Raw genomic sequence first — 18533 nt, forward strand, 5'->3', positions numbered from 1 at the left:
AGAAAAAAACAAAACTAGCACCGCTAGCTTTGTTTTTCATTTAGTCATTATTCAGCAGTTAAAGCTGCCATTGTGATGTAGTTATATGGTTTGTTGAAATGTGGCAAGAAGAACAAGTCAGTCAAGGCTAACTTATCAATCGTCACATGTTCTTGAATTGCAAGTGAGAACATGTGGATAGCCATTGAGATGGCGCTATCACGTGATACCATTTGAGCTCCAAGAATTTTACGAGTGTCTTTATCATAGACAATCTTAATAGCAACTTCATGGTTATCATGTTTAATAAATTCAGGTTTTTGAAGGTCGTTAAAACCAGTTTCTCCAGCATTGAAGCCAGCAGCTTTTGCTTTTTCAAGTGTCAAACCAGTTGAAACCATGTGAAGACCGTAAATCGAAATACCGTTAGAACCCTGAACACCGATTCCTTCCAATTCATGACCAGTCGCATTGTAGGCACCTACAATACCAGAACGAACTGCATTGGATGCAAGAGCGATATAGCTCATTTCATCACGGGCATTGTCATAAATTGTTGCACAGTCACCAACAGCAAATACGCCTGGAATTGATGTTTCTTGTTTCTTGTCAACAAGGAAGGCACCGTTGCGGAAGAGTTCGATCTTACCATCAGCAAGAGCTGTATTTGGACGGAAACCAACAGCCAAGATAACCATATCTACATCGAAGGTTTCTTTATCAGTTACAAGGCGTTCTACCTTACCATCTCCTTCAACTGCTTGAACAGTTTGTCCAAGGGCCAAACGGATGTTGTGGTCTTCTAAGTTTTTCGCCATGATGTCTGTGAAATCTTTGTCGTAGTAACCATTCAAGACAGTGTCCACGATATCCACCAAGACAACGTCTTTACCAAGACGTTCGAAGGCTTCAGCAAGTTCTACACCGATGTAACCACCACCAACTACGGCTATACGGTTCAAGTGTTTGCTGTTGTCTTTCAATTTTTCGATCACTTCTTCAGCATTTTGATACAATTTAACGAATTGTAGATTTTCAAGAGTCGCTTTAAATTCACGGTTTCCTGGAACAAGTTCCACACCTTTAATTGGAGGAATGATTGGCGTTGAACCAGTCGCAAAGATCAATTTATCATATGTTTCTTTGTGTTCTTTACCATCTACTTCTGCTGTTACGACTTTTTTATCATAATCAATCGAAAGTACAGGTGAATTCATATGAACACGAGAACCTTTTGCCTCCAATTTTTCTTTATCTGAGTAGAAAAGACCTTCAGGACCATCGATTTGCTCACCGATCCAAAGTGCCATACCACATCCAAGGAAAGAAATGTTTGAGTTTTGGTCAAAAACTACAATTTGGTTTTCATTTCCAAAATTATCTAGCATTGTGTTGATACAAGCTGTTCCGGCATGGTTTGCCCCTACAACAACGATTTTACTCATAGAATAAATCCTACCTTTAATTTAATTTACCCCTTGAGTATATCATAAACTTGGTATCGTTTACAATGGATTTGCTCAGTATTTGTGATTTTTTTTCATTTTTTTGAAATTAAATTTTCACATTCTTCAATAAATGTCAAATAATTTGCTTGAAAAGGATTGTGAAAACGGTCTCTTTCTGATATACTGTAAGTAAGTGAAAATTGGAAAGGATAGATTTTTAGTGAACCTAAGCAGTCGATCCGAACGTCTGATGGGAACCACCATCACCGTTTCGATCTTTCGCCCGCAAGCGGATGAAATTTTGGCACAATGCTTTGAACTTCTCCGTACCTATGAACATCGCTTTAGTGCAAATGATACTAGTTCCGAACTGATGGTGGTCAATCATCAGGCTGGTATTAGACCTGTTCAGGTCCATCCAGAACTTTTTGAACTGATTACATTAGGAACGATACATAGCCAAGCGAAAGATAGCCATATGAACATCGCGATCGGTCCTCTTGTACAGACCTGGCGGATAGGATTTTCTGACGCCAGACGGCCTGAATCAGAAGAAATCGAGCAAGCTCTCTTAAAAATTGATCCCGAACAGATCCAACTAGACCAAGAAAGCCAAACAGTTTTTCTAAAGCGTCCTGGAATGAAGATCGATTTAGGTGCTTTAGCAAAAGGCTATAGTGCTGATTTGATTGCTACTTTTCTAAGAGAGAAAGGTATCTGTGATGCTTTGATTGATTTAGGTGGCAATATCCTTACACTAGGTCAACACCCTATTAAAAAACAGCCTTGGCGGATTGGTATTCAAAACCCTGTTGAATCGAGAGGTCAGCATCTACTGGTTCTATCGATTGAAAACAAGTCTGTGGTTACCTCAGGGATCTATGAGCGCCATTTAGAAGTCGATGGTCAGTCATTTCACCATATTTTTGATAGTCAGACAGGCTATCCAGTCGAGACAGATTTGGCCAGTATCACTATCATTTCCGATCGATCTGTAGACGGAGAAATCTGGACCACACGGCTGTTTGGGGAAGCATCAGCTTCCATTTTAGACATTGTTAACTCACTGCCTGGTATCGATGCTCTTTTGGTATCGCAATCAGGCAAGATTGCCTATACTAATGGGCTTCAAACTTATTTATAATTTCGCTATCAGAAAGGATCTTCCATGACTAAACTTATTGCGATCGTTGGAACAAACTCAAAACGTTCTACAAACCGTAAACTACTTCAATATATGCAAAAACATTTTGCTGATAAAACTGAGATTGAATTAGTTGAAATCAAAGATATTCCTGTCTTTAATAAACCAGCTGACAAACAAGTTCCTGAAGCTGTTTTGGAAATTGTTGCCAAAATCGAGGAGTCTGATGGAGTGATTATCGGTACTCCAGAATATGACCACTCTATTCCAGCAGTCTTGATGAGTGCTCTAGCATGGCTTTCTTACGGAGTCTTTCCATTGTTAAACAAACCGGTTATGATCACTGGTGCATCATATGGTACTTTAGGATCATCACGCGCCCAACTACAACTTCGTCAAATCTTAAATGCTCCAGAAATTAAAGCAAACGTCCTTCCTGACGAATTCTTACTTTCACATTCTTTGCAAGCATTTGATCAAGATGGAGACTTGGTAGATTTGGATGTTATTCAACAATTGGATGCCATCTTCGATGACTTCCGTATTTTTGTCAAGATTACAGACAAATTACGTAATGCTCATGAGTTAATTCGCAAATCTGCTGAAAAATTTAACTGGGAAAACTTGTAAGATAGGAGACTGAAAAGAATGAAATTTGTTGGACTTGTAGGATCAAACTATGATCAATCTTATAACCGTAAACTCTTGGAATTCATTCAACGCAAATTTAAACTCAAATTTGAATTGGAAGTTCTAGAAATCGATGAAGTTCCAATGTTTAACCAAGATGAAAAATGGGACGAAAGTTTCCAATTACGTCTTTTGTACAATAAAATTACTCGAGCAGATGGGGTCATCATTGCCACTCCAGAGCACAACCATACGATCTCTGCTGCTCTTAAATCTGTTCTTGAATGGCTATCTTTTGAGGTGCATCCATTTGAAAACAAACCAGTAATGATCGTTGGTGCTTCCTACTATGATCAAGGGACATCACGTGCTCAGGTTCACCTCCGCAAGATCCTTGATGCTCCAGGTGTCAATGCTTATACTCTTCCAGGTAATGAATTCCTTCTTGGAAAAGCAAAAGAAGCTTTTGACGAAAACGGCAATATCATCAACGAAGGAACCGTCAAATTCCTCGAAACCTGCTTGGATAATTTTATGAAATACGTTGAGGTTGTATCCAAATTGAAAAAACCAAAACCAATTGAACCAGAAGATTTAGATTGTAATCATCCAATTGCTACAACTGTTACTGAGGTCGATCCGGATGATCCAGATTGGGTTGAAAAAGTAGCTGAACTTACAGGTGCTGTTTCTGGAGATACGTATGTCAAACTTGACCATGGTATCCTAACCGTTGACCAAATTAATATGTTCTTGAAGGCCATGCCATTTGAGTTGACATATGCCGATGATAACAACCAATTCCTCTACTACAACAATGCTCATCAAGATCCAGATACCATGTTTGCTAAACGCGTGCCACCTCAATCTGGTAGCCGAATGTCAACCGTTCATGGATCCCTTCCACCAGCACGTATGAAAAACGTTGAATGGGTAATCGGCACTCTTCGCAACGGAAACCAAGAATATGTTCGAACCATTGTTCCAGGATCTCCTGAAGGTGTGATCAACACCCACAACTACCAAGCTATGTATTATGAAGATGGTTCTTACGCTGGTATCAATGAGATTGTCTTCAACTTCAAACCATGGTTAGACTGGTACCTGCAAACAACAGGTCAACGCCTTGTAGGTGGTAGCGGACCATTTGCTCCTGCTGGTGGTCATGGTGATGCAGATGCAACTTCTGGTGCTTCTGATGCTGGAGGACATGGTGACGGAGGCCACGGAGATGCTGATGCCACTTCTGGTGCAAGCAACTAATAAAAAAATGAAGCTTTACGCTTCATTTTTTTATTTTAACTCCTTGATAATCTTCTTAGCTTCTTCGTTTGAAATCGCCCCTAGCTGCACATGGCCAATTTTACCTTGGCTATCGATAAAGACTTCCGTAGGAATGGAACGAACTTGATAATTCATAAAAGCAGATCCATCTGGATTGTACAAAACAGGAACCGATTGATAGTCTTGTTGGGCAAACCATTTGACGAACTCTTCTTCTGTTTTTTCACCTTGCATCCCTGGTGCCATAACAGTGAGAATCTCAAAGTCCCTATCCTTTTCTTCGACCAGTTTATTCAGTTCAGGCATACTTTGCCGGCAAGGGCCACACCAGGTTGCCCAGAATTTCAAATATACCTTCTTCCCTCTGTAGTCTGAAAGTTTAACCGTATTCCCCTTCATATCCTTTAGTTCAAAGTCACTAGCGTCTTTTCCTACCAAAGGATTCTTAGTCGTTGTTGTATTCATTGTTGGCTGATTGCCCATACTACTCTCGCTGGATTGATCCATGGAACAAGCTGACAGCAAAGCTAGAGAAAGTACTGAGAAACAAGCGTATTTAAAACCTTTCATCATGCGTTAAACCTCCGGATTATTTTATGAAAAGATAGATGACAAACTGTTCAATTGTCCCAAAAGTAAGAGAATTCCCATCAGAATAATGATGGCTCCGCCGATTTTCTTCAGCAACAACAAATGGGGTTTGAGACGATTAAAGTAAGGTAGGACCAGACTAGATGCTAAGGCCAACAGTAAAAACGGAAGAGCCATTCCCAGGGTATAAACAAGGAGATAAATAGCTCCCATAAGAGCATCTTGCCCATCTGATGCTGCTAGAGCAAGAACTGATCCCAATACAGGGCCGATACAAGGCGTCCAACCAAAACTAAAGCCAAGACCAAGGAGAAAAGCTGAAAACAATTCATTCTTCTGTTTGTTGGCTCCAAAATCTACTGATTTTTGCTTTTCAAGGAAATGAAAATGAAAGACTTCCATTTGATGAAGACCAAGGATAATGATCAGCGCTCCCATCACGTAGCGGAACCAGTTGGTATACATAACCTGCCCCAATAAGCCAGCTCCGAAACCTATGATAAGGAAAATAACAGAAATACCTGCGATAAAACACAAGGTCTTAACGATGCCATGCCAGCGTATCTTTTTCCCAAAAATATGAACGGATTTTTCCTGATCACTTCCTAGCAAGATCCCAATATATACCGGTAGCAAAGGAAAGACACAGGGAGAAAAGAAAGACAGAATACCCGCGAGAAAAACTGTCAGTGAAAAAAATATTTGATTCATAGGCAACTCCGTATATTGATATGCTACATTTAGTATAGCATTGACTGACCTAAAATAAAAATTTCTGCTACGTTTTTTTAATATAATTTGGAATTGGATATTAGTTTCAAAAAAAAACTCTAAAGCACAAAACTTTAGAGTTCCTATCGTGACTTATTCTTCTGCAGTTTGTTTATTGGGTAATACAAACGATAAAAGAATCCCTATGAATACTGGCACCAACCATGGAAGAGATTGAGCTGCAAAAGGCAGTAACGCAATTCCCTTTTCTAATAGAGAAATTTTAAAGGTACTTGCCAGAACACTGGCAACAGAGACCAAGCTGGCCAAAAAAATCGTCAATTGCATCCCTGGTTTTGAAAGGGCCACAAATTTATTCACAATGACAATCAACACAATAGTAATGGTGATTGGATAGAGGATCATCAAAACAGGCAATGAATAGGCAATAATGGCACTCAAACCAAGATTGGCAATGGAGAATCCAATCAAGGTAAAGAGAGTTGCATAGACCTTGTAAGAAATTTTAGGGAAGGTTTTATGGAAGAATTCCCCAGTTGACACGATCAAACCGGCTGTTGTTGTGAAGCAAGTCACCGTTACCATTCCTGCTAGGAAAATCTGAGCAACTGGGCCAAAGATAGCCTTGGTTGCTTCTGAGAGGACATAGACCCCTTTATTGGCATCAGATGCCATCACTTTTGCTGGAATTGGGAAGTGATTTCCAAGATAACCCAATCCAATATACAAAATACTGAAGCCAATAGCTACAACGATCCCAACGATCCAGATCGTTTTAATGTATTCTTTTTTGCTGGTGAAACCAAGTTGATTGAGGGTGGTCACCGCAATCACACTAAAAGCCACTGAAGCAAGGGCATCCAAGGTATTGTACCCTTCGAGGAAACCTTGCCCAAAGGCAGATGCTTGGTAGGCTTCTGTTGCCACTTGAGGTGCGTGTCCGCTGTACTTGAGCGCACCAAGGACAACGAGTACAACGATCAAGATAGCAAAGACAGGTGTTAAAATCCGACCAATACTATCTAGGATTTTAGAAGGATACAAGGCAATCAAATAGGCCAAACAGAAATAGATCAAGGTAAAAATGAAGAGACCAAGTCCTCCATTGGCATTTCCTAACAAGGGGGCAATCCCAACTTCGTATGAAACAGTAGCCGTTCTTGGAATAGCAAAGAAGGGACCAATAGACAGATACAAGGCTACCAGATAAACGATGGCAAACCAAGGAGCAATTTTTCGTGAAATCTCATGGATATACCCTTTAGGATTGAGTGTCCCAATAATCAAGGTGATAATCGCAATCCCTACTCCTGATAAGACAAATCCAGCAATAGCTGGCCAAAAATGGCTGCCCGACTGGGCACCTAGCGCAGGTGGAAAGATCAAATTCCCTGCGCCGAAGAAAATACCAAATAACAGCAAACCTGTTAAGGAACCTTTTCGTAACATGTGTTCTCCTTTACATTTTTCAATCTTATCCAGTATAACAGCTTTTATCCACCACGGCAATTCTTTTTATCTGGATCTACTGATTTTCTCAATTGGCAGTTAAGGCTTTTAACAACATTGAACGATTGTGGAGTTCATAAGCACATTTTAGCCAAGTGTGTTACAATTGAACTACTACTATATTTAGGAGTCATCATGTTTCTCTATCTATTCTGGTTGGTTCCAGCTACTATTTTTTTATTTTTCTTTATGAACGACCGCAGACGACTGATCAATGCTTACTTCTTTTCAATAAGTTTCGGCCTTTTCCTCCTAATTTCTGCCCTTCTACTAGTTGTTCGTACGGAGCTCTGGTTTAACCAAAAGGTTGCCATCATTATCTTTTCAGTACTTGCTATCCTTGTTTTACTCAGCATTATTTTCTCAACTGTTTTTCTTCTTTTTAACGGCCGTCAAATGATGTCTTTTGAAGGTAAAAGGTTGGCTAACCTCCTCTCACTCCTATATGGGATCTTTATTATCGGCACCTTGGCGCTTCATTTTCTTCCTGATTTCCCAGGAAAAGATCTCTTGATTTATCCAACAGACTTTGCTCTCTTTTACTCGACTTTTCTTTATCTTTCTTATGTTTTATATGGGACTTTTTGCAATTACTTCCCCGTTCGTAAAGAGCCGGATGCTATCATTGTCCTTGGCTCCGGTCTAATTGGGGATAAAGTACCACCACTTTTGGCCCAGCGTCTAACTAAAGCAAAGACTATCTATGAGCAGTTTGAGGGACGACCAAAACTAATTGTTTCTGGTGGACAAGGTGCTGATGAGTTAACCTCAGAGGCGGAAGCTATGGCAAACTACCTGATAGAACAGGGTATACCACAGGAAGACATTTTGATTGAGAATCGTTCTCGAACGACTTTTGAGAATCTGACCTTTAGCAAAGCTATTCTTGAAGATCAGGGACTAAGAAAGAGTGCCCTTGTGGTGACCAATTCCTTTCACACTCTTCGGGCTGGTGTCTTTATGAGACGATTAAAAATCCCTGGACGCAGTGTCGGTTCAAAAACAGCTTTTTATTATCTCCCATCGGCTTGGATCCGAGAAACGGTTGGGCTAGTTTCTCTCTATTGGAAATGGCATGCTGCTTTCTTAGCTTTTCTGTTTCTGCCTTGGTTCTTTTCACAAATCATGAGTATCGTGAACTATTTCTTTATTTACTAACCAAAAAAGTTCTCTGCAAATTAGCTGAGAACTTTTTTATATCATGTCTAATGATCACTGAAGCGTCGGTATTCAATACGGAAATCAAAGTAATTCTCTGCTTGCAGTTTATGGAAGATGTCCCGATAAGCCTCTTCATCAAATTGATCGCCTCGATAAAGAATCTCAAAACTCAGATCATCGTATTCTAAAAAAGCATTAGCAGTTTTAAATCCATTTCGCTTATAGAAATCCATCCGAGACTGACGTTGCTCTATATTGTCGCATTCTTCATCTAAACGTTCCACTTCAAGAATCATGGTCCTTTGGTAAAATTCCACCAATTTTTCAATGATTTCTTGACCATATCCGTGGCTTCTTAAATGTGGCATAATGGCAAAGAAACTGACATAAAAAGCTTTCTGATTATAGATTGAAAAAGCGAATCCGACAAATTCTTCCTCGTTATAAAAAGCAAAGAAATTGGCATCGTCATTGTCCGTATAGCGTAAAAATTCTGACAAAGGAACACGCTCTTCTTCTGGAAATGCTTCGATATTCAGCCTTTCGACCTTATCCAGATCTGGAAACGTTTCAGTGATTAATTGGCTCGTTAAGCTCATAAGGCCTCCTTTTCTGACACGATTATATCAAAAAATGTAAGGGGATTCAACCATCGATGCTTGTCGCCGGTTACTGAAGTTGGTATAATGGCACTATGAAAAGAATTCAACGTGTGGACCTCATAGATGGTCCTATTTTACCCGCTCTTTTAAGTTTTGCCTTTCCTATTCTTTTGTCCAATATATTTCAACAACTCTACAATACCTCGGATGTTATGATTGTGGGGCGTTTTCTAGGTCAAAAATCATTGGCTGCCGTTGGAGCAACCTCTGCTATTTTTGATTTGATCGTTGGTTTTGCTGTCGGTGTTGGAAATGGAATGGGCATTATTATTGCGAGAAATTATGGAGCCAAAAACGAAGACCAATTACGAAAATCAGTTGCAGCAACTACTGTTATTGGTGGCATCCTCAGTCTCCTCGTGATCTTCATTGGTGCTGTCGGACTTTATCCACTGCTCCAGTTTTTAGGGACCCCATCAGCTATTGTAGCTCAGTCCTATCTATATATTTCCACCATTGTTAATGGTGTGGCAGTGACCTTTGCCTATAATCTTTGCGCCGGACTTCTGAGAGCGGTTGGCGATAGCTTAGCGGCACTCTACTTCCTGATTATCGCTGCCATTCTCAATATTCTTCTCGATCTATATTTTATTACCCAACTACATCTCGGAGTCCAATCTGCTGGAATTGCGACTATTATTGCTCAAAGCTTCTCCGCACTTCTTTGTTTCTTTTATATCCGCAAAAAGGTCCCTTTTCTTTTACCAAGTCGAAAAGATTTTGTCTGGGATCAAAGGCTGTATCAGGATTTGATTAGCCAAGGACTGACAATGGGTCTCATGTCTTCGATTGTCTCTATTGGAACCGTCATCTTACAATCAGCTATCAACAAGCTTGGAATGACCATCATTAGTGCTCAAATCTCAGCCCGCCGGATCATGTCCTTTGCCCTTCTGCCAATGGCCGCTATTTCTACAAGTATGACGACCTTTACCTCGCAAAACTTTGGTGCTAAACAATTCCGACGCATTCAAAAAGGCGTTAAACAAGCTTGTCTCCTCTCTCTTATTTGGTCCATTTTTGTTGCAGTTTTCCTCTTCTTTACAAGCCCCTTCTTTACAAGCCTCATATCTGGATCTAGCGATCCTAACTTGATCGCAAATGCCAGTCTTTATCTGCAGATCAGCTCTTTCTTCTATCCAGTTTTAGGATGCCTCTTGATTTTAGGGAATTCCCTCCAAGGTATCGGCCGAAAATTGACCCCTTTGATTTCTAGCTTTATAGAGTTAACAGGAAAAATTCTCTTTGTTCTCCTGATTATTCCCTATACAGGCTATATAGGAGTCATTCTTTGCGAGCCTCTCATTTGGGTTCCAATGACCCTTCAACTTTGGTTTACCTACCACAAAGCCAGTCATCAGCTTCTTGCATCATAACATTTGACGAGTACATAATAAAACAACTTCTGCTCATTTGAACAGAAGTTATTTTTTGTCATCAGGCGTCTAATTAGAACAAGCCGATCGCTGTTCCATCAGCAGCCACATCCATATTTAAAGCAGCTGGACGTTTTGGTAGACCAGGCATGGTCATCACATCCCCAGTCAAAGCGACAATAAAGCCTGCTCCCAATTTTGGAACCACTTCACGAATAGTAATTTCAAAGTTTTCAGGAGCTCCCAAGGCGTTTGGATTATCGGAGAAGCTATATTGTGTTTTGGCCATACAGATTGGCAACTTATCCCAACCATTTTTCACAATTTGGGCAATTTGTGTTTTGGCTTTCTTCTCAAAGTTCACCTTCGTACCGCGGTAAATCTCTGTAACAATCTTTTCGATTTTTTCTTCTACAGAAAGGTTGTTATCATACAAGCGTGTGTAGGTAGCTGGACTTGTTTCGATGGTTTGAACCAAGGTTTCAGCAAGGTCAACTCCACCGTCCGCACCATTCGCCCATACACTTGCAAGCTCTACTGGTACCTCAATTTCAGCACACAATTCTTTCAAAGCAGCAATTTCTGCTGCTGTATCGGTGATAAATTCATTGATGGCAACTACTGCTGGAATACCAAACTTACGGATATTTTCAACGTGACGTTTCAAGTTGGCAAAACCAGCACGAACAGCCTCTACATTTTCTTCAGTTAGAGCATCCTTGGTAACTCCACCATTCATCTTAAGAGCACGAAGTGTCGCTACGAGCACTACTGCATCTGGAGAAGTAGGCAAGTTTGGAGTTTTAATATCGAGGAATTTTTCAGCACCAAGGTCAGCACCAAATCCTGCTTCTGTAATCGTATAGTCAGCTAAATGAAGAGCTGTCGTCGTTGCTAATACAGAGTTACATCCATGGGCAATATTGGCAAATGGACCACCGTGAACAAAGGCAGGAGTTCCATGGATGGTTTGAACCAAGTTTGGCTTAATCGCATCTTTAAGGATCAAGGCAAGAGCCCCTTCCACTTCCAAATCACGGACATAAACTGGACTACGATCATAACGGTAACCAATCACGATGTTGGCCAAACGGCGTTTCAAATCTTCAATATCTGTCGCCAAGCAAAGGATGGCCATAATCTCAGAAGCAACGGTAATATCAAATCCGTCTTCACGCGGAATCCCATTTAAAGAACCGCCAAGACCGACAGAGACATGACGAAGAGCGCGGTCATTCAAGTCCACTACCCGTTTCCAGATAATCCGACGTTGGTCAATTCCTAGCTCATTTCCTTGGTGCAAATGATTATCAATCAATGCTGAGAGGGCATTATTAGCCGTTGTGATCGCATGCATATCCCCTGTGAAATGAAGGTTGATGTCTTCCATCGGTAGAACTTGGGCATAGCCACCACCAGCAGCACCACCTTTAATCCCCATAACCGGACCTAAAGAAGGTTCGCGAATGGCAATCATGGTTTTTTTACCGATTTTATTCAAAGCATCTGCTAGACCAATGGTAATGGTTGATTTCCCTTCTCCAGCTGGAGTTGGGTTGATCGCAGTGACTAAGATAAGTTTTCCTACTGGATTTTTCTCAACTTCACGAATCTTATCAAAGCTCAATTTTGCCTTGTATTTTCCATACAATTCAAGATCATCGTCAACCAAACCAATCTTCTTCACAACGTCCACAATCGGTTGGAGTTCAATGCTTTGAGCAATTTCGATATCTGTTTTCATAAGGGACTCCTTTATATTTGATAGATCTATTATACCTAAAATTCGCGAAAATAACATGGTTTTTCAACCTTTTGAATCGAACGTTCGTTTTTTATTTAAATTTTATGGCTACACATAGCTAATCCTAATAGCTTCAGAACTTTACTTACGTATCTTTTTTGTGTAAAATAAGCATATGCATATTTTAATTACATCAGGCGGGACGAGTGAAGCCATTGATAGCGTTCGTTCAATCACCAACCATTCCACTGGGAGCCTAGGGAAAATCCTTACAGAAGCAGCTCTTGCAAAGGGACATCAGGTGACCTTGATCACAACGCCTACCGCGCTTAAACCCGATCCTCATCCACACCTTCGACTTCTATTGATCGAGAATGTTGAGGAACTACTTACAGAAATGCAGAAGGAAGTCCTTCATCATCAGACCTTGATTCACGCTATGGCTGTTTCAGACTATACACCTGTTTACATGACAGGCCTTGAGGAAGTTGAGAAAGCTCAGGACCTCCATAACTTTCTACATCGCGAAAATCAGGAAGCGAAAATCTCTTCGAGAGAAGAATACCAAGTACTCTTTCTAAAGAAAAATCCGAAGATTATCTCCCTCGTCAAAGAATGGAATCCTGCCATTCAACTGATCGGCTTTAAACTATTAGTCGACGTTTCTTCTGAAGAGTTGATCCAGGTAGCGCGTGAAAGCCTCGTTAAAAATCATGCCAGCATAATCGTTGCTAATGATCTGACCAAGATTCAGGATGGTCAGCATCAAGCCTATCTAGTGACAGACAATCACGTCCTAGAAGCTTCCACGAAAACAGAAATCGCAGAAGCTATCCTAAATTATTTACAATAAAAAGGTACATATGACACAAATTACTTTAGCTGTTACCGGTAGTATTTCCGCCTATAAAGCGGCTGATATTACCAACCAATTAACCAAATTGGGGTTTGAAGTGAAAGTCCTCATGACACCTGCAGCCCAAAAATTTATCACCCCTTTAACCTTGCAAGTTCTTTCAAAGAATCAAGTAGGCCTTGATGTAATGATCGAAGACGATCCACAGCGGATCGAGCACATCGACATTGGAAAAGAAACAGACCTCTTTCTTCTAGCACCAGCCAGCGCCAATACCATTGCTAAACTTGCCATGGGGTTAGCAGATAATATGGTGACAAGCACAGCTCTAGCCTTGCCTCAAGGAACAAAAAAATTACTAGCCCCCTCTATGAATACAAAAATGCTGGAACACCCAGCTACCCAACGAAATCTAAAACTCTTACAAGACTATGGTTACCAGATTATTCAACCTCGCCATGCTACTCTCGCTTGTGGCGATCAAGGGTCTGGAGCTCTAGCGTCTGTAGAAACTATTGTAGAAACTGTTAAGGAGCATTGTTTATGAGAAAATCATCTTCTATTTCACGAATTGCCATCTTTTTTGCGGTTATGATCACTATTCACTTTGTGACATCCTTCATTCTGCAATTTGTTCCATCAGGTATTCAACCAACCTTGGTTCATATTCCTGTCGTGATCGCATCTATCATTTATGGACCTCGTACAGGTGCTATTCTAGGACTGCTGATGGGACTCTTTAGCCTCACCATGAATACACTGGTTTTAACCCCAGCAAGCTATCTCTTTAGTCCCTTTGTCCCTCACGGAAATCTCTACTCCCTTCTCATCGCTTTAGTACCGCGTATTCTCATCGGGGTAACACCTTATTTTGTCTATCGCTGGATCCACAATCGTACAGGACTTATGGTAGCTGGGATGATCGGTTCTATGACCAATACTGTATTTGTTTTAAGCGGGATTTACTTCTTCTTTGGGAACAGCTTTGAAGGGGGAATTCAAAATTTCCTTGGATTGATTGTGTCTACTAACTCTCTTATTGAAGTCGTTGCGACAGTCCTCATTACCAGCGCAGTTGTTCCATCTCTTGAAAAATTAAAATAATCTTCCAAGTCAAGACAGATTCGTCTTGGCTTTTTTAATGGTTAAATGCTTATTATTTTTGAAAAGATTTACAATTATAGCTAGAATTTTCTGAAAAAATCTGCTATAATGAAAGCGATTAAATATAACGCAAAAAGGAGACGCTTGCATGACCTATCAAGAAAACTACCAAAAATGGCTCGACTTTGCTGAATTACCAGCTTACCTTCGTGATGAGTTGGTCGCAATGGATGAAAAAACAAAAGAGGATGCCTTCTATACCAATCTTGAATTCGGTACAGCTGGTATGCGTGGGTTAATCGGTGCTGGTACCAACCGTATTAACATTTATGTTGTTCGCCAAGCTACTGAAGGATTGGCCCAATTGATCGACTCAAAAGGGGAAGAAGCTAAAAAACGTGGAGTTGCCATTGCTTATGACAGCCGCCACTTCTCTCCTGAGTTTGCTTTTGAATCTGCTCAAGTTTTGGCTGCCCATGGTATTAAATCTTATGTATTTGAAAGCCTTCGTCCAACACCTGAATTGTCATTTGCTGTTCGTCACCTCCACACATTTGCTGGGATCATGGTAACAGCTAGCCACAACCCTGCTCCATTTAATGGATACAAGGTATACGGTGAAGACGGTGGACAAATGCCACCTGCAGATGCGGATGCATTGACAGATTACATCCGTGCGATCGAAAATCCATTTACTGTTCAATTGGCTGACCTTGAAGAAAGCAAAGCTAACGGCTTGATTGAAGTTATCGGTGAAAACGTCGATGCTGAATACTTGAAAGAGGTGAAAGGCGTTAACATCAACCAAGACTTGATCAATGAGTACGGTCGTGACATGAAGATTGTCTACACGCCACTTCATGGTACAGGTGAAATGTTGGCTCGTCGTGCTCTTGCACAAGCTGGATTTGAAGCAGTTCAAGTTGTTGAAGCTCAAGCTGTTCCAGATGCTGACTTCTCAACTGTTAAATCTCCAAACCCAGAAAACCAAGCTGCTTTTGCTCTTGCTGAAGAACTTGGCCGCAAAGTAGACGCTGATGTATTGGTTGCAACTGACCCAGATGCAGACCGCCTTGGTGTTGAAATCCGCCAACCAGATGGTTCTTACCTCAACCTTTCTGGTAACCAAATCGGAGCGATCATTGCAAAATATATTCTTGAAGCTCACAAAACAGCTGGTACTCTTCCTGCAAATGCTGCTCTTTGTAAATCAATTGTATCCACTGAGTTGGTGACTAAGATTGCAGAAAGCTACGGCGCAACCATGTTTAACGTCTTGACTGGTTTCAAATTTATCGGTGAAAAAATTCATGAATTTGAAACACAACACAACCACACTTACATGCTTGGTTTTGAAGAAAGCTTCGGTTACCTCATCAAACCATTCGTACGTGACAAAGACGCTATCCAAGCCGTTCTTATCGTTGCTGAAATCGCAGCTTACTACCGCTCACGTGGTATGACTTTGGCAGATGGTATCGAAGAAATCTACAAACAATACGGTTACTTCGCAGAAAAGACTATCTCTGTTACCCTTTCAGGTGTGGATGGAGCTGCTGAAATCAAGAAAATCATGGATAAATTCCGTGGCAATGCTCCTAAACAATTCAATAACACAGACATTGCTAAGACAGAAGACTTCTTGGAACAAACAGCTACTACTGCTGACGGCGTTGAAAAATTAACAACTCCTCCAAGTAACGTATTGAAATACATCTTGGCTGACGATTCATGGTTTGCTGTTCGTCCTTCAGGTACCGAACCAAAAATCAAATTCTACATTGCTACAGTTGGTGAATCTGAAGCAGATGCTAAAGAAAAAATTGCTAATATCGAAGCAGAAATCAATGCTTTTGTAAGCTAAAACATGAAAAGCTCCTCATCGGAGCTTTTCTCTTTCTTTCGTAGCAAATACCAGCGATTTTTTAGAAAATATGGCATACTAGATTTAGAAGAAAGCGAGGTAATCTCATGGAACAATTTTTAGAAGATATTAAAGATCTTGAAGTCACAACTGCCGCGCGTGCGCAAGAAGCGATTGACAAAAAAGAAACAGCAACCTTCTTTATTGGACGCAAGACTTGTCCTTACTGCCGGAAGTTTGCTAGTAAGTTAGCAACCGTCGTAACTGAAACAAAAGCTCATATCTATTTTATTAATAGTGAAGAACCAAGTCAGCTAGACGCATTGCAAGCCTTCCGCTCAACTTACGGTATTCCAACTGTCCCTGGATTTTTACATGTTGAATCCGGCGAAGTCACTGTTCGTTGCGACTCTTCCATGTCTGAAGAAGAAATCAAAGCCTTTGCTCATTTATAAGAAAAAATAGCTAGAGATGATTCTCTAGCTATTTTTCGTTCTCAATAAAAATTGTCAAAATCTTTTAATCGAACTATTTTAATAAATCTTCTTTTCTTTTAAGAAAAATATTGGAAATTCATGCTCCTCTAGCCTATCATCAAGATTAAAGCGTTTTGTAAACCATTTTCTGTACTTTTCAAATAGTAATTCATTTATGAATATGGTAGCAAATATCAAGATTAAGAAGATAGTAAGATATATTTTATTTACATTTTTAAAGTCAGTTGTATAGTTCATAACTGTATAGTACCTTATAAAATAAAAATAAAGAAAGAAACATATAGGCACAAAATTTAAATAAAGCAAATAACTGCATAAGAATAGAAATTGGTGTTTCTTTGATCTTCTTCTGTAATGCATTTTATATGTTTTCGTTATTTTATTGAATAAAGGAAACCTGCATTTAAAACTTCCATAATATTTTGGCGAGGCGTGGTAACCAAGCCAGTGAAGTATTTTAAAATTTAACTCACGTGTTAACCAAAATAAATTGTAAAAAATAAATAAATAAATTAAGATAAAGCTGATTTTCACATGATTAGAATATAATTTGTAAATAATATAATAATATACGCCAGCCATAATATAATTAAAACAAGCTAATATAAAATAGAGAATACTAGCAAATATACTACGAGATCCAATAAAATTTTTATCTGAATAATCTGGTATATAATCCATATAACTTACATAATCCTATTCTATCTTCATAAACTTATGCTCTATATTAAATTAAAATGAACGTTCATTTATTAAATGCTTCCCAGATCTTTTGCTGGGGTTTGGCAAAAGGATAATCTGAAAATTCCTCAGGTCTTAACCAAACAGTCGATTCACTTGATTCTTGCTCTCCTTCTTTTACCAGACCGTAACGAAGTTGAACATGCCACTTGCGATGTGAAAAGACATGCTGGACGATAGGATAAGATCGGTCCTGCCAATCAATGGCCAAGTCATAGTCCTGTTCAAAGGAAAGAATTTCTGGGTTGTCTACTGCCTGCCCCTGCCCATCCAGTAGAGACAATTGCCCTAGGTTCTCCGATAGGCTATCCACTTCAATCAAAGGAAAATGCCAAAAGCCTGACAATAGTCCTTCTCGCTCATTTTTCTCCAGCAAGTAACGTCCTTGGTTATCCATTATAATAAAGGCTGTTAGATAGACTGGCACTGGTTTCTTCTTAGGAGCCTTGATGGGATAACGATCCATGGTCCCATGCTGGTAGGCCGCACTAAACTCCTTGACAGGACTCTCTTCTGGCCGCGGGTTGACTGGGGATTCAATATCTGATCCCAAATCCATCAAAGCCTGATTGAAATCACCAGGACGATCTGGATCAATCAAGATCTCCATCATGGCTTGGAAAATCTTGCGATTGGTCGGGACTCCGATATCGTAGTCCACCTCAAACAAGCGAGCCAGTACTCTCATGACATTACCATCCACAGCAGGCTCCGGTAGGCCAAAAGCAATACTAGCAATTGCCCCTGCAGTATAAGGCCCAATCCCCTTCAGTTTAGATATTTCCTCATAACTTGATGGAAACACTCCTCTGTGGTTCTCCATCATCTGCTGGGCAGCTTTCTGCATGTTACGAACCCGTGAGTAATAGCCCAATCCCTCCCAGGCTTTCAAGAGCTTTTCTTCTTGCGCATTGGCCAGATCCTCGATAGTCGGAAACCAGTCAAGAAAGCTCTCATAATAGGGAATAACCGTATCGACACGTGTCTGTTGGAGCATAATCTCTGAGATCCAAATTTTATAAGGATCGTTGGTCCTTCTCCAGGGGAGATCCCGTTTATTGGCATCATACCAGGCTAATAACTTTTCTCGGAAGGAAGCAATTTTTTCCTCCTCCCACATGATAATCCCGTAATCTTTTAAATCTAACATATTCCTAGTATACCATAGAACGGCTTAGAGTTTAGAAATTCTGATTTTATAAAGAAAAAGG

17 protein-coding genes are annotated in these 18533 nt (G+C 40.2%); 10 read left to right on the forward strand and 7 right to left on the reverse strand.

The window, feature by feature from the left end; translation table 11 throughout:
- Positions 1-47: 47 nt before the first annotated feature.
- On the reverse strand, positions 48-1424 hold the full coding sequence (gene nox / locus O3626_RS02325) for a H2O-forming NADH oxidase (RefSeq protein ID WP_371495032.1): 1377 nt from the start codon (positions 1422-1424) through the stop codon (positions 48-50).
- Positions 1425-1647: 223 nt separating this feature from the next.
- Between nox and O3626_RS02330 the strand changes: the two genes are divergently transcribed.
- Genes O3626_RS02330 through O3626_RS02340 form a run of 3 tightly spaced genes read left to right on the forward strand, consistent with a single transcriptional unit; the run spans position 1648 to position 4464 of the window.
- The gene (locus O3626_RS02330) at positions 1648-2571 is read left to right on the forward strand and encodes an FAD:protein FMN transferase (RefSeq protein ID WP_371495034.1); all 924 of its coding nucleotides are present in this window, start codon (positions 1648-1650) and stop codon (positions 2569-2571) included.
- Between the two features lie 24 nt (positions 2572-2595).
- Positions 2596-3201: an NADPH-dependent FMN reductase gene (locus O3626_RS02335; protein WP_371495036.1), complete on the forward strand. Its 606-nt coding sequence runs from the start codon at positions 2596-2598 to the stop codon at positions 3199-3201.
- 18 nt (positions 3202-3219) lie between these two features.
- The gene (locus tag O3626_RS02340) at positions 3220-4464 is read left to right on the forward strand and encodes an NAD(P)H-dependent oxidoreductase (protein ID WP_371495038.1); all 1245 of its coding nucleotides are present in this window, start codon (positions 3220-3222) and stop codon (positions 4462-4464) included.
- Positions 4465-4494: 30 nt separating this feature from the next.
- On the opposite strand, the gene O3626_RS02345 is transcribed toward O3626_RS02340, so the two are convergent.
- The 3 genes from O3626_RS02345 to brnQ form a co-directional block, all read right to left on the reverse strand.
- Complete coding sequence (locus O3626_RS02345; protein ID WP_371495040.1) at positions 4495-5058, reverse strand: TlpA family protein disulfide reductase; 564 nt, start codon at positions 5056-5058, stop codon at positions 4495-4497.
- Between the two features lie 21 nt (positions 5059-5079).
- Positions 5080-5787 carry a thiol-disulfide oxidoreductase-associated membrane protein CcdA2 gene (gene ccdA2 / locus O3626_RS02350; RefSeq protein WP_371495042.1) on the reverse strand — a complete coding sequence of 236 codons (708 nt, stop codon included), beginning with the start codon at positions 5785-5787 and terminating at the stop codon, positions 5080-5082.
- A 153-nt stretch (positions 5788-5940) separates the two neighbouring features.
- On the reverse strand, positions 5941-7257 hold the full coding sequence (brnQ, locus tag O3626_RS02355) for a branched-chain amino acid transport system II carrier protein (protein ID WP_371495044.1): 1317 nt from the start codon (positions 7255-7257) through the stop codon (positions 5941-5943).
- A 195-nt stretch (positions 7258-7452) separates the two neighbouring features.
- Between brnQ and O3626_RS02360 the strand changes: the two genes are divergently transcribed.
- Positions 7453-8475: a YdcF family protein gene (locus O3626_RS02360; RefSeq protein ID WP_371495046.1), complete on the forward strand. Its 1023-nt coding sequence runs from the start codon at positions 7453-7455 to the stop codon at positions 8473-8475.
- A 47-nt stretch (positions 8476-8522) separates the two neighbouring features.
- Here the strand turns inward: O3626_RS02360 and O3626_RS02365 are convergent, their stop codons facing one another.
- Complete coding sequence (locus O3626_RS02365) at positions 8523-9077, reverse strand: GNAT family N-acetyltransferase (protein WP_061455550.1); 555 nt, start codon at positions 9075-9077, stop codon at positions 8523-8525.
- Between the two features lie 95 nt (positions 9078-9172).
- Between O3626_RS02365 and O3626_RS02370 the strand changes: the two genes are divergently transcribed.
- Entirely contained in the window at positions 9173-10516 is a 1344-nt protein-coding gene (locus O3626_RS02370) for an MATE family efflux transporter (protein ID WP_371495048.1), read from the forward strand.
- 73 nt (positions 10517-10589) lie between these two features.
- Here O3626_RS02370 and O3626_RS02375 read toward each other — a convergent pair whose 3' ends face one another.
- Positions 10590-12260 (reverse strand): formate--tetrahydrofolate ligase, encoded by a 1671-nt coding sequence (locus O3626_RS02375; RefSeq protein ID WP_371495050.1) that lies wholly within the window; start codon positions 12258-12260, stop codon positions 10590-10592.
- Between the two features lie 175 nt (positions 12261-12435).
- Between O3626_RS02375 and O3626_RS02380 the strand changes: the two genes are divergently transcribed.
- From O3626_RS02380 to O3626_RS02400, 5 genes are all read left to right on the forward strand, one after another.
- On the forward strand, positions 12436-13113 hold the full coding sequence (locus O3626_RS02380; protein WP_371495052.1) for a phosphopantothenate--cysteine ligase: 678 nt from the start codon (positions 12436-12438) through the stop codon (positions 13111-13113).
- Between the two features lie 10 nt (positions 13114-13123).
- A complete protein-coding gene (gene coaC / locus O3626_RS02385; RefSeq protein ID WP_371495054.1) occupies positions 13124-13663 on the forward strand; it encodes a phosphopantothenoylcysteine decarboxylase in 540 nt (179 codons plus the stop codon).
- On the forward strand, positions 13660-14220 hold the full coding sequence (locus tag O3626_RS02390) for an ECF transporter S component (protein WP_371495056.1): 561 nt from the start codon (positions 13660-13662) through the stop codon (positions 14218-14220). Before coaC ends, O3626_RS02390 begins: the two co-directional genes overlap by 4 nt.
- Positions 14221-14368: 148 nt before the next feature.
- On the forward strand, positions 14369-16084 hold the full coding sequence (locus O3626_RS02395; protein WP_371495058.1) for a phospho-sugar mutase: 1716 nt from the start codon (positions 14369-14371) through the stop codon (positions 16082-16084).
- Between the two features lie 107 nt (positions 16085-16191).
- Positions 16192-16539, forward strand: a complete 348-nt coding sequence (locus O3626_RS02400) for a thioredoxin (protein WP_371495060.1) — start codon at positions 16192-16194, stop codon at positions 16537-16539.
- 787 nt (positions 16540-17326) lie between these two features.
- Here the strand turns inward: O3626_RS02400 and mutY are convergent.
- The gene (gene mutY / locus O3626_RS02405) at positions 17327-18472 is read right to left on the reverse strand and encodes an A/G-specific adenine glycosylase (RefSeq protein ID WP_371495062.1); all 1146 of its coding nucleotides are present in this window, start codon (positions 18470-18472) and stop codon (positions 17327-17329) included.
- Positions 18473-18533: the final 61 nt, after the last annotated feature.

The sequence above is a fragment of the Streptococcus sp. 20925_1_77 genome (assembly GCF_041432125.1).
Classification (GTDB): domain Bacteria; phylum Bacillota; class Bacilli; order Lactobacillales; family Streptococcaceae; genus Streptococcus.

Bases quoted from the DNA above. Each gene is read 5' to 3' on its own strand.
- nox (WP_371495032.1), bottom strand. From the start codon at position 1,424: ATGAGTAAAATCGTTGTTGTAGGGGCAAACCATGCCGGAACAGCTTGT.
- O3626_RS02335 (WP_371495036.1), top strand. From the start codon at position 2,596: ATGACTAAACTTATTGCGATCGTTGGAACAAACTCAAAACGTTCTACA.
- O3626_RS02340 (WP_371495038.1), top strand. From the start codon at position 3,220: ATGAAATTTGTTGGACTTGTAGGATCAAACTATGATCAATCTTATAAC.
- O3626_RS02345 (WP_371495040.1), bottom strand. From the start codon at position 5,058: ATGATGAAAGGTTTTAAATACGCTTGTTTCTCAGTACTTTCTCTAGCT.
- ccdA2 (WP_371495042.1), bottom strand. From the start codon at position 5,787: ATGAATCAAATATTTTTTTCACTGACAGTTTTTCTCGCGGGTATTCTG.
- brnQ (WP_371495044.1), bottom strand. From the start codon at position 7,257: ATGTTACGAAAAGGTTCCTTAACAGGTTTGCTGTTATTTGGTATTTTC.
- O3626_RS02360 (WP_371495046.1), top strand. From the start codon at position 7,453: ATGTTTCTCTATCTATTCTGGTTGGTTCCAGCTACTATTTTTTTATTT.
- O3626_RS02365 (WP_061455550.1), bottom strand. From the start codon at position 9,077: ATGAGCTTAACGAGCCAATTAATCACTGAAACGTTTCCAGATCTGGAT.
- O3626_RS02370 (WP_371495048.1), top strand. From the start codon at position 9,173: ATGAAAAGAATTCAACGTGTGGACCTCATAGATGGTCCTATTTTACCC.
- O3626_RS02375 (WP_371495050.1), bottom strand. From the start codon at position 12,260: ATGAAAACAGATATCGAAATTGCTCAAAGCATTGAACTCCAACCGATT.
- O3626_RS02380 (WP_371495052.1), top strand. From the start codon at position 12,436: ATGCATATTTTAATTACATCAGGCGGGACGAGTGAAGCCATTGATAGC.
- coaC (WP_371495054.1), top strand. From the start codon at position 13,124: ATGACACAAATTACTTTAGCTGTTACCGGTAGTATTTCCGCCTATAAA.
- O3626_RS02390 (WP_371495056.1), top strand. From the start codon at position 13,660: ATGAGAAAATCATCTTCTATTTCACGAATTGCCATCTTTTTTGCGGTT.
- O3626_RS02395 (WP_371495058.1), top strand. From the start codon at position 14,369: ATGACCTATCAAGAAAACTACCAAAAATGGCTCGACTTTGCTGAATTA.
- O3626_RS02400 (WP_371495060.1), top strand. From the start codon at position 16,192: ATGGAACAATTTTTAGAAGATATTAAAGATCTTGAAGTCACAACTGCC.
- mutY (WP_371495062.1), bottom strand. From the start codon at position 18,472: ATGTTAGATTTAAAAGATTACGGGATTATCATGTGGGAGGAGGAAAAA.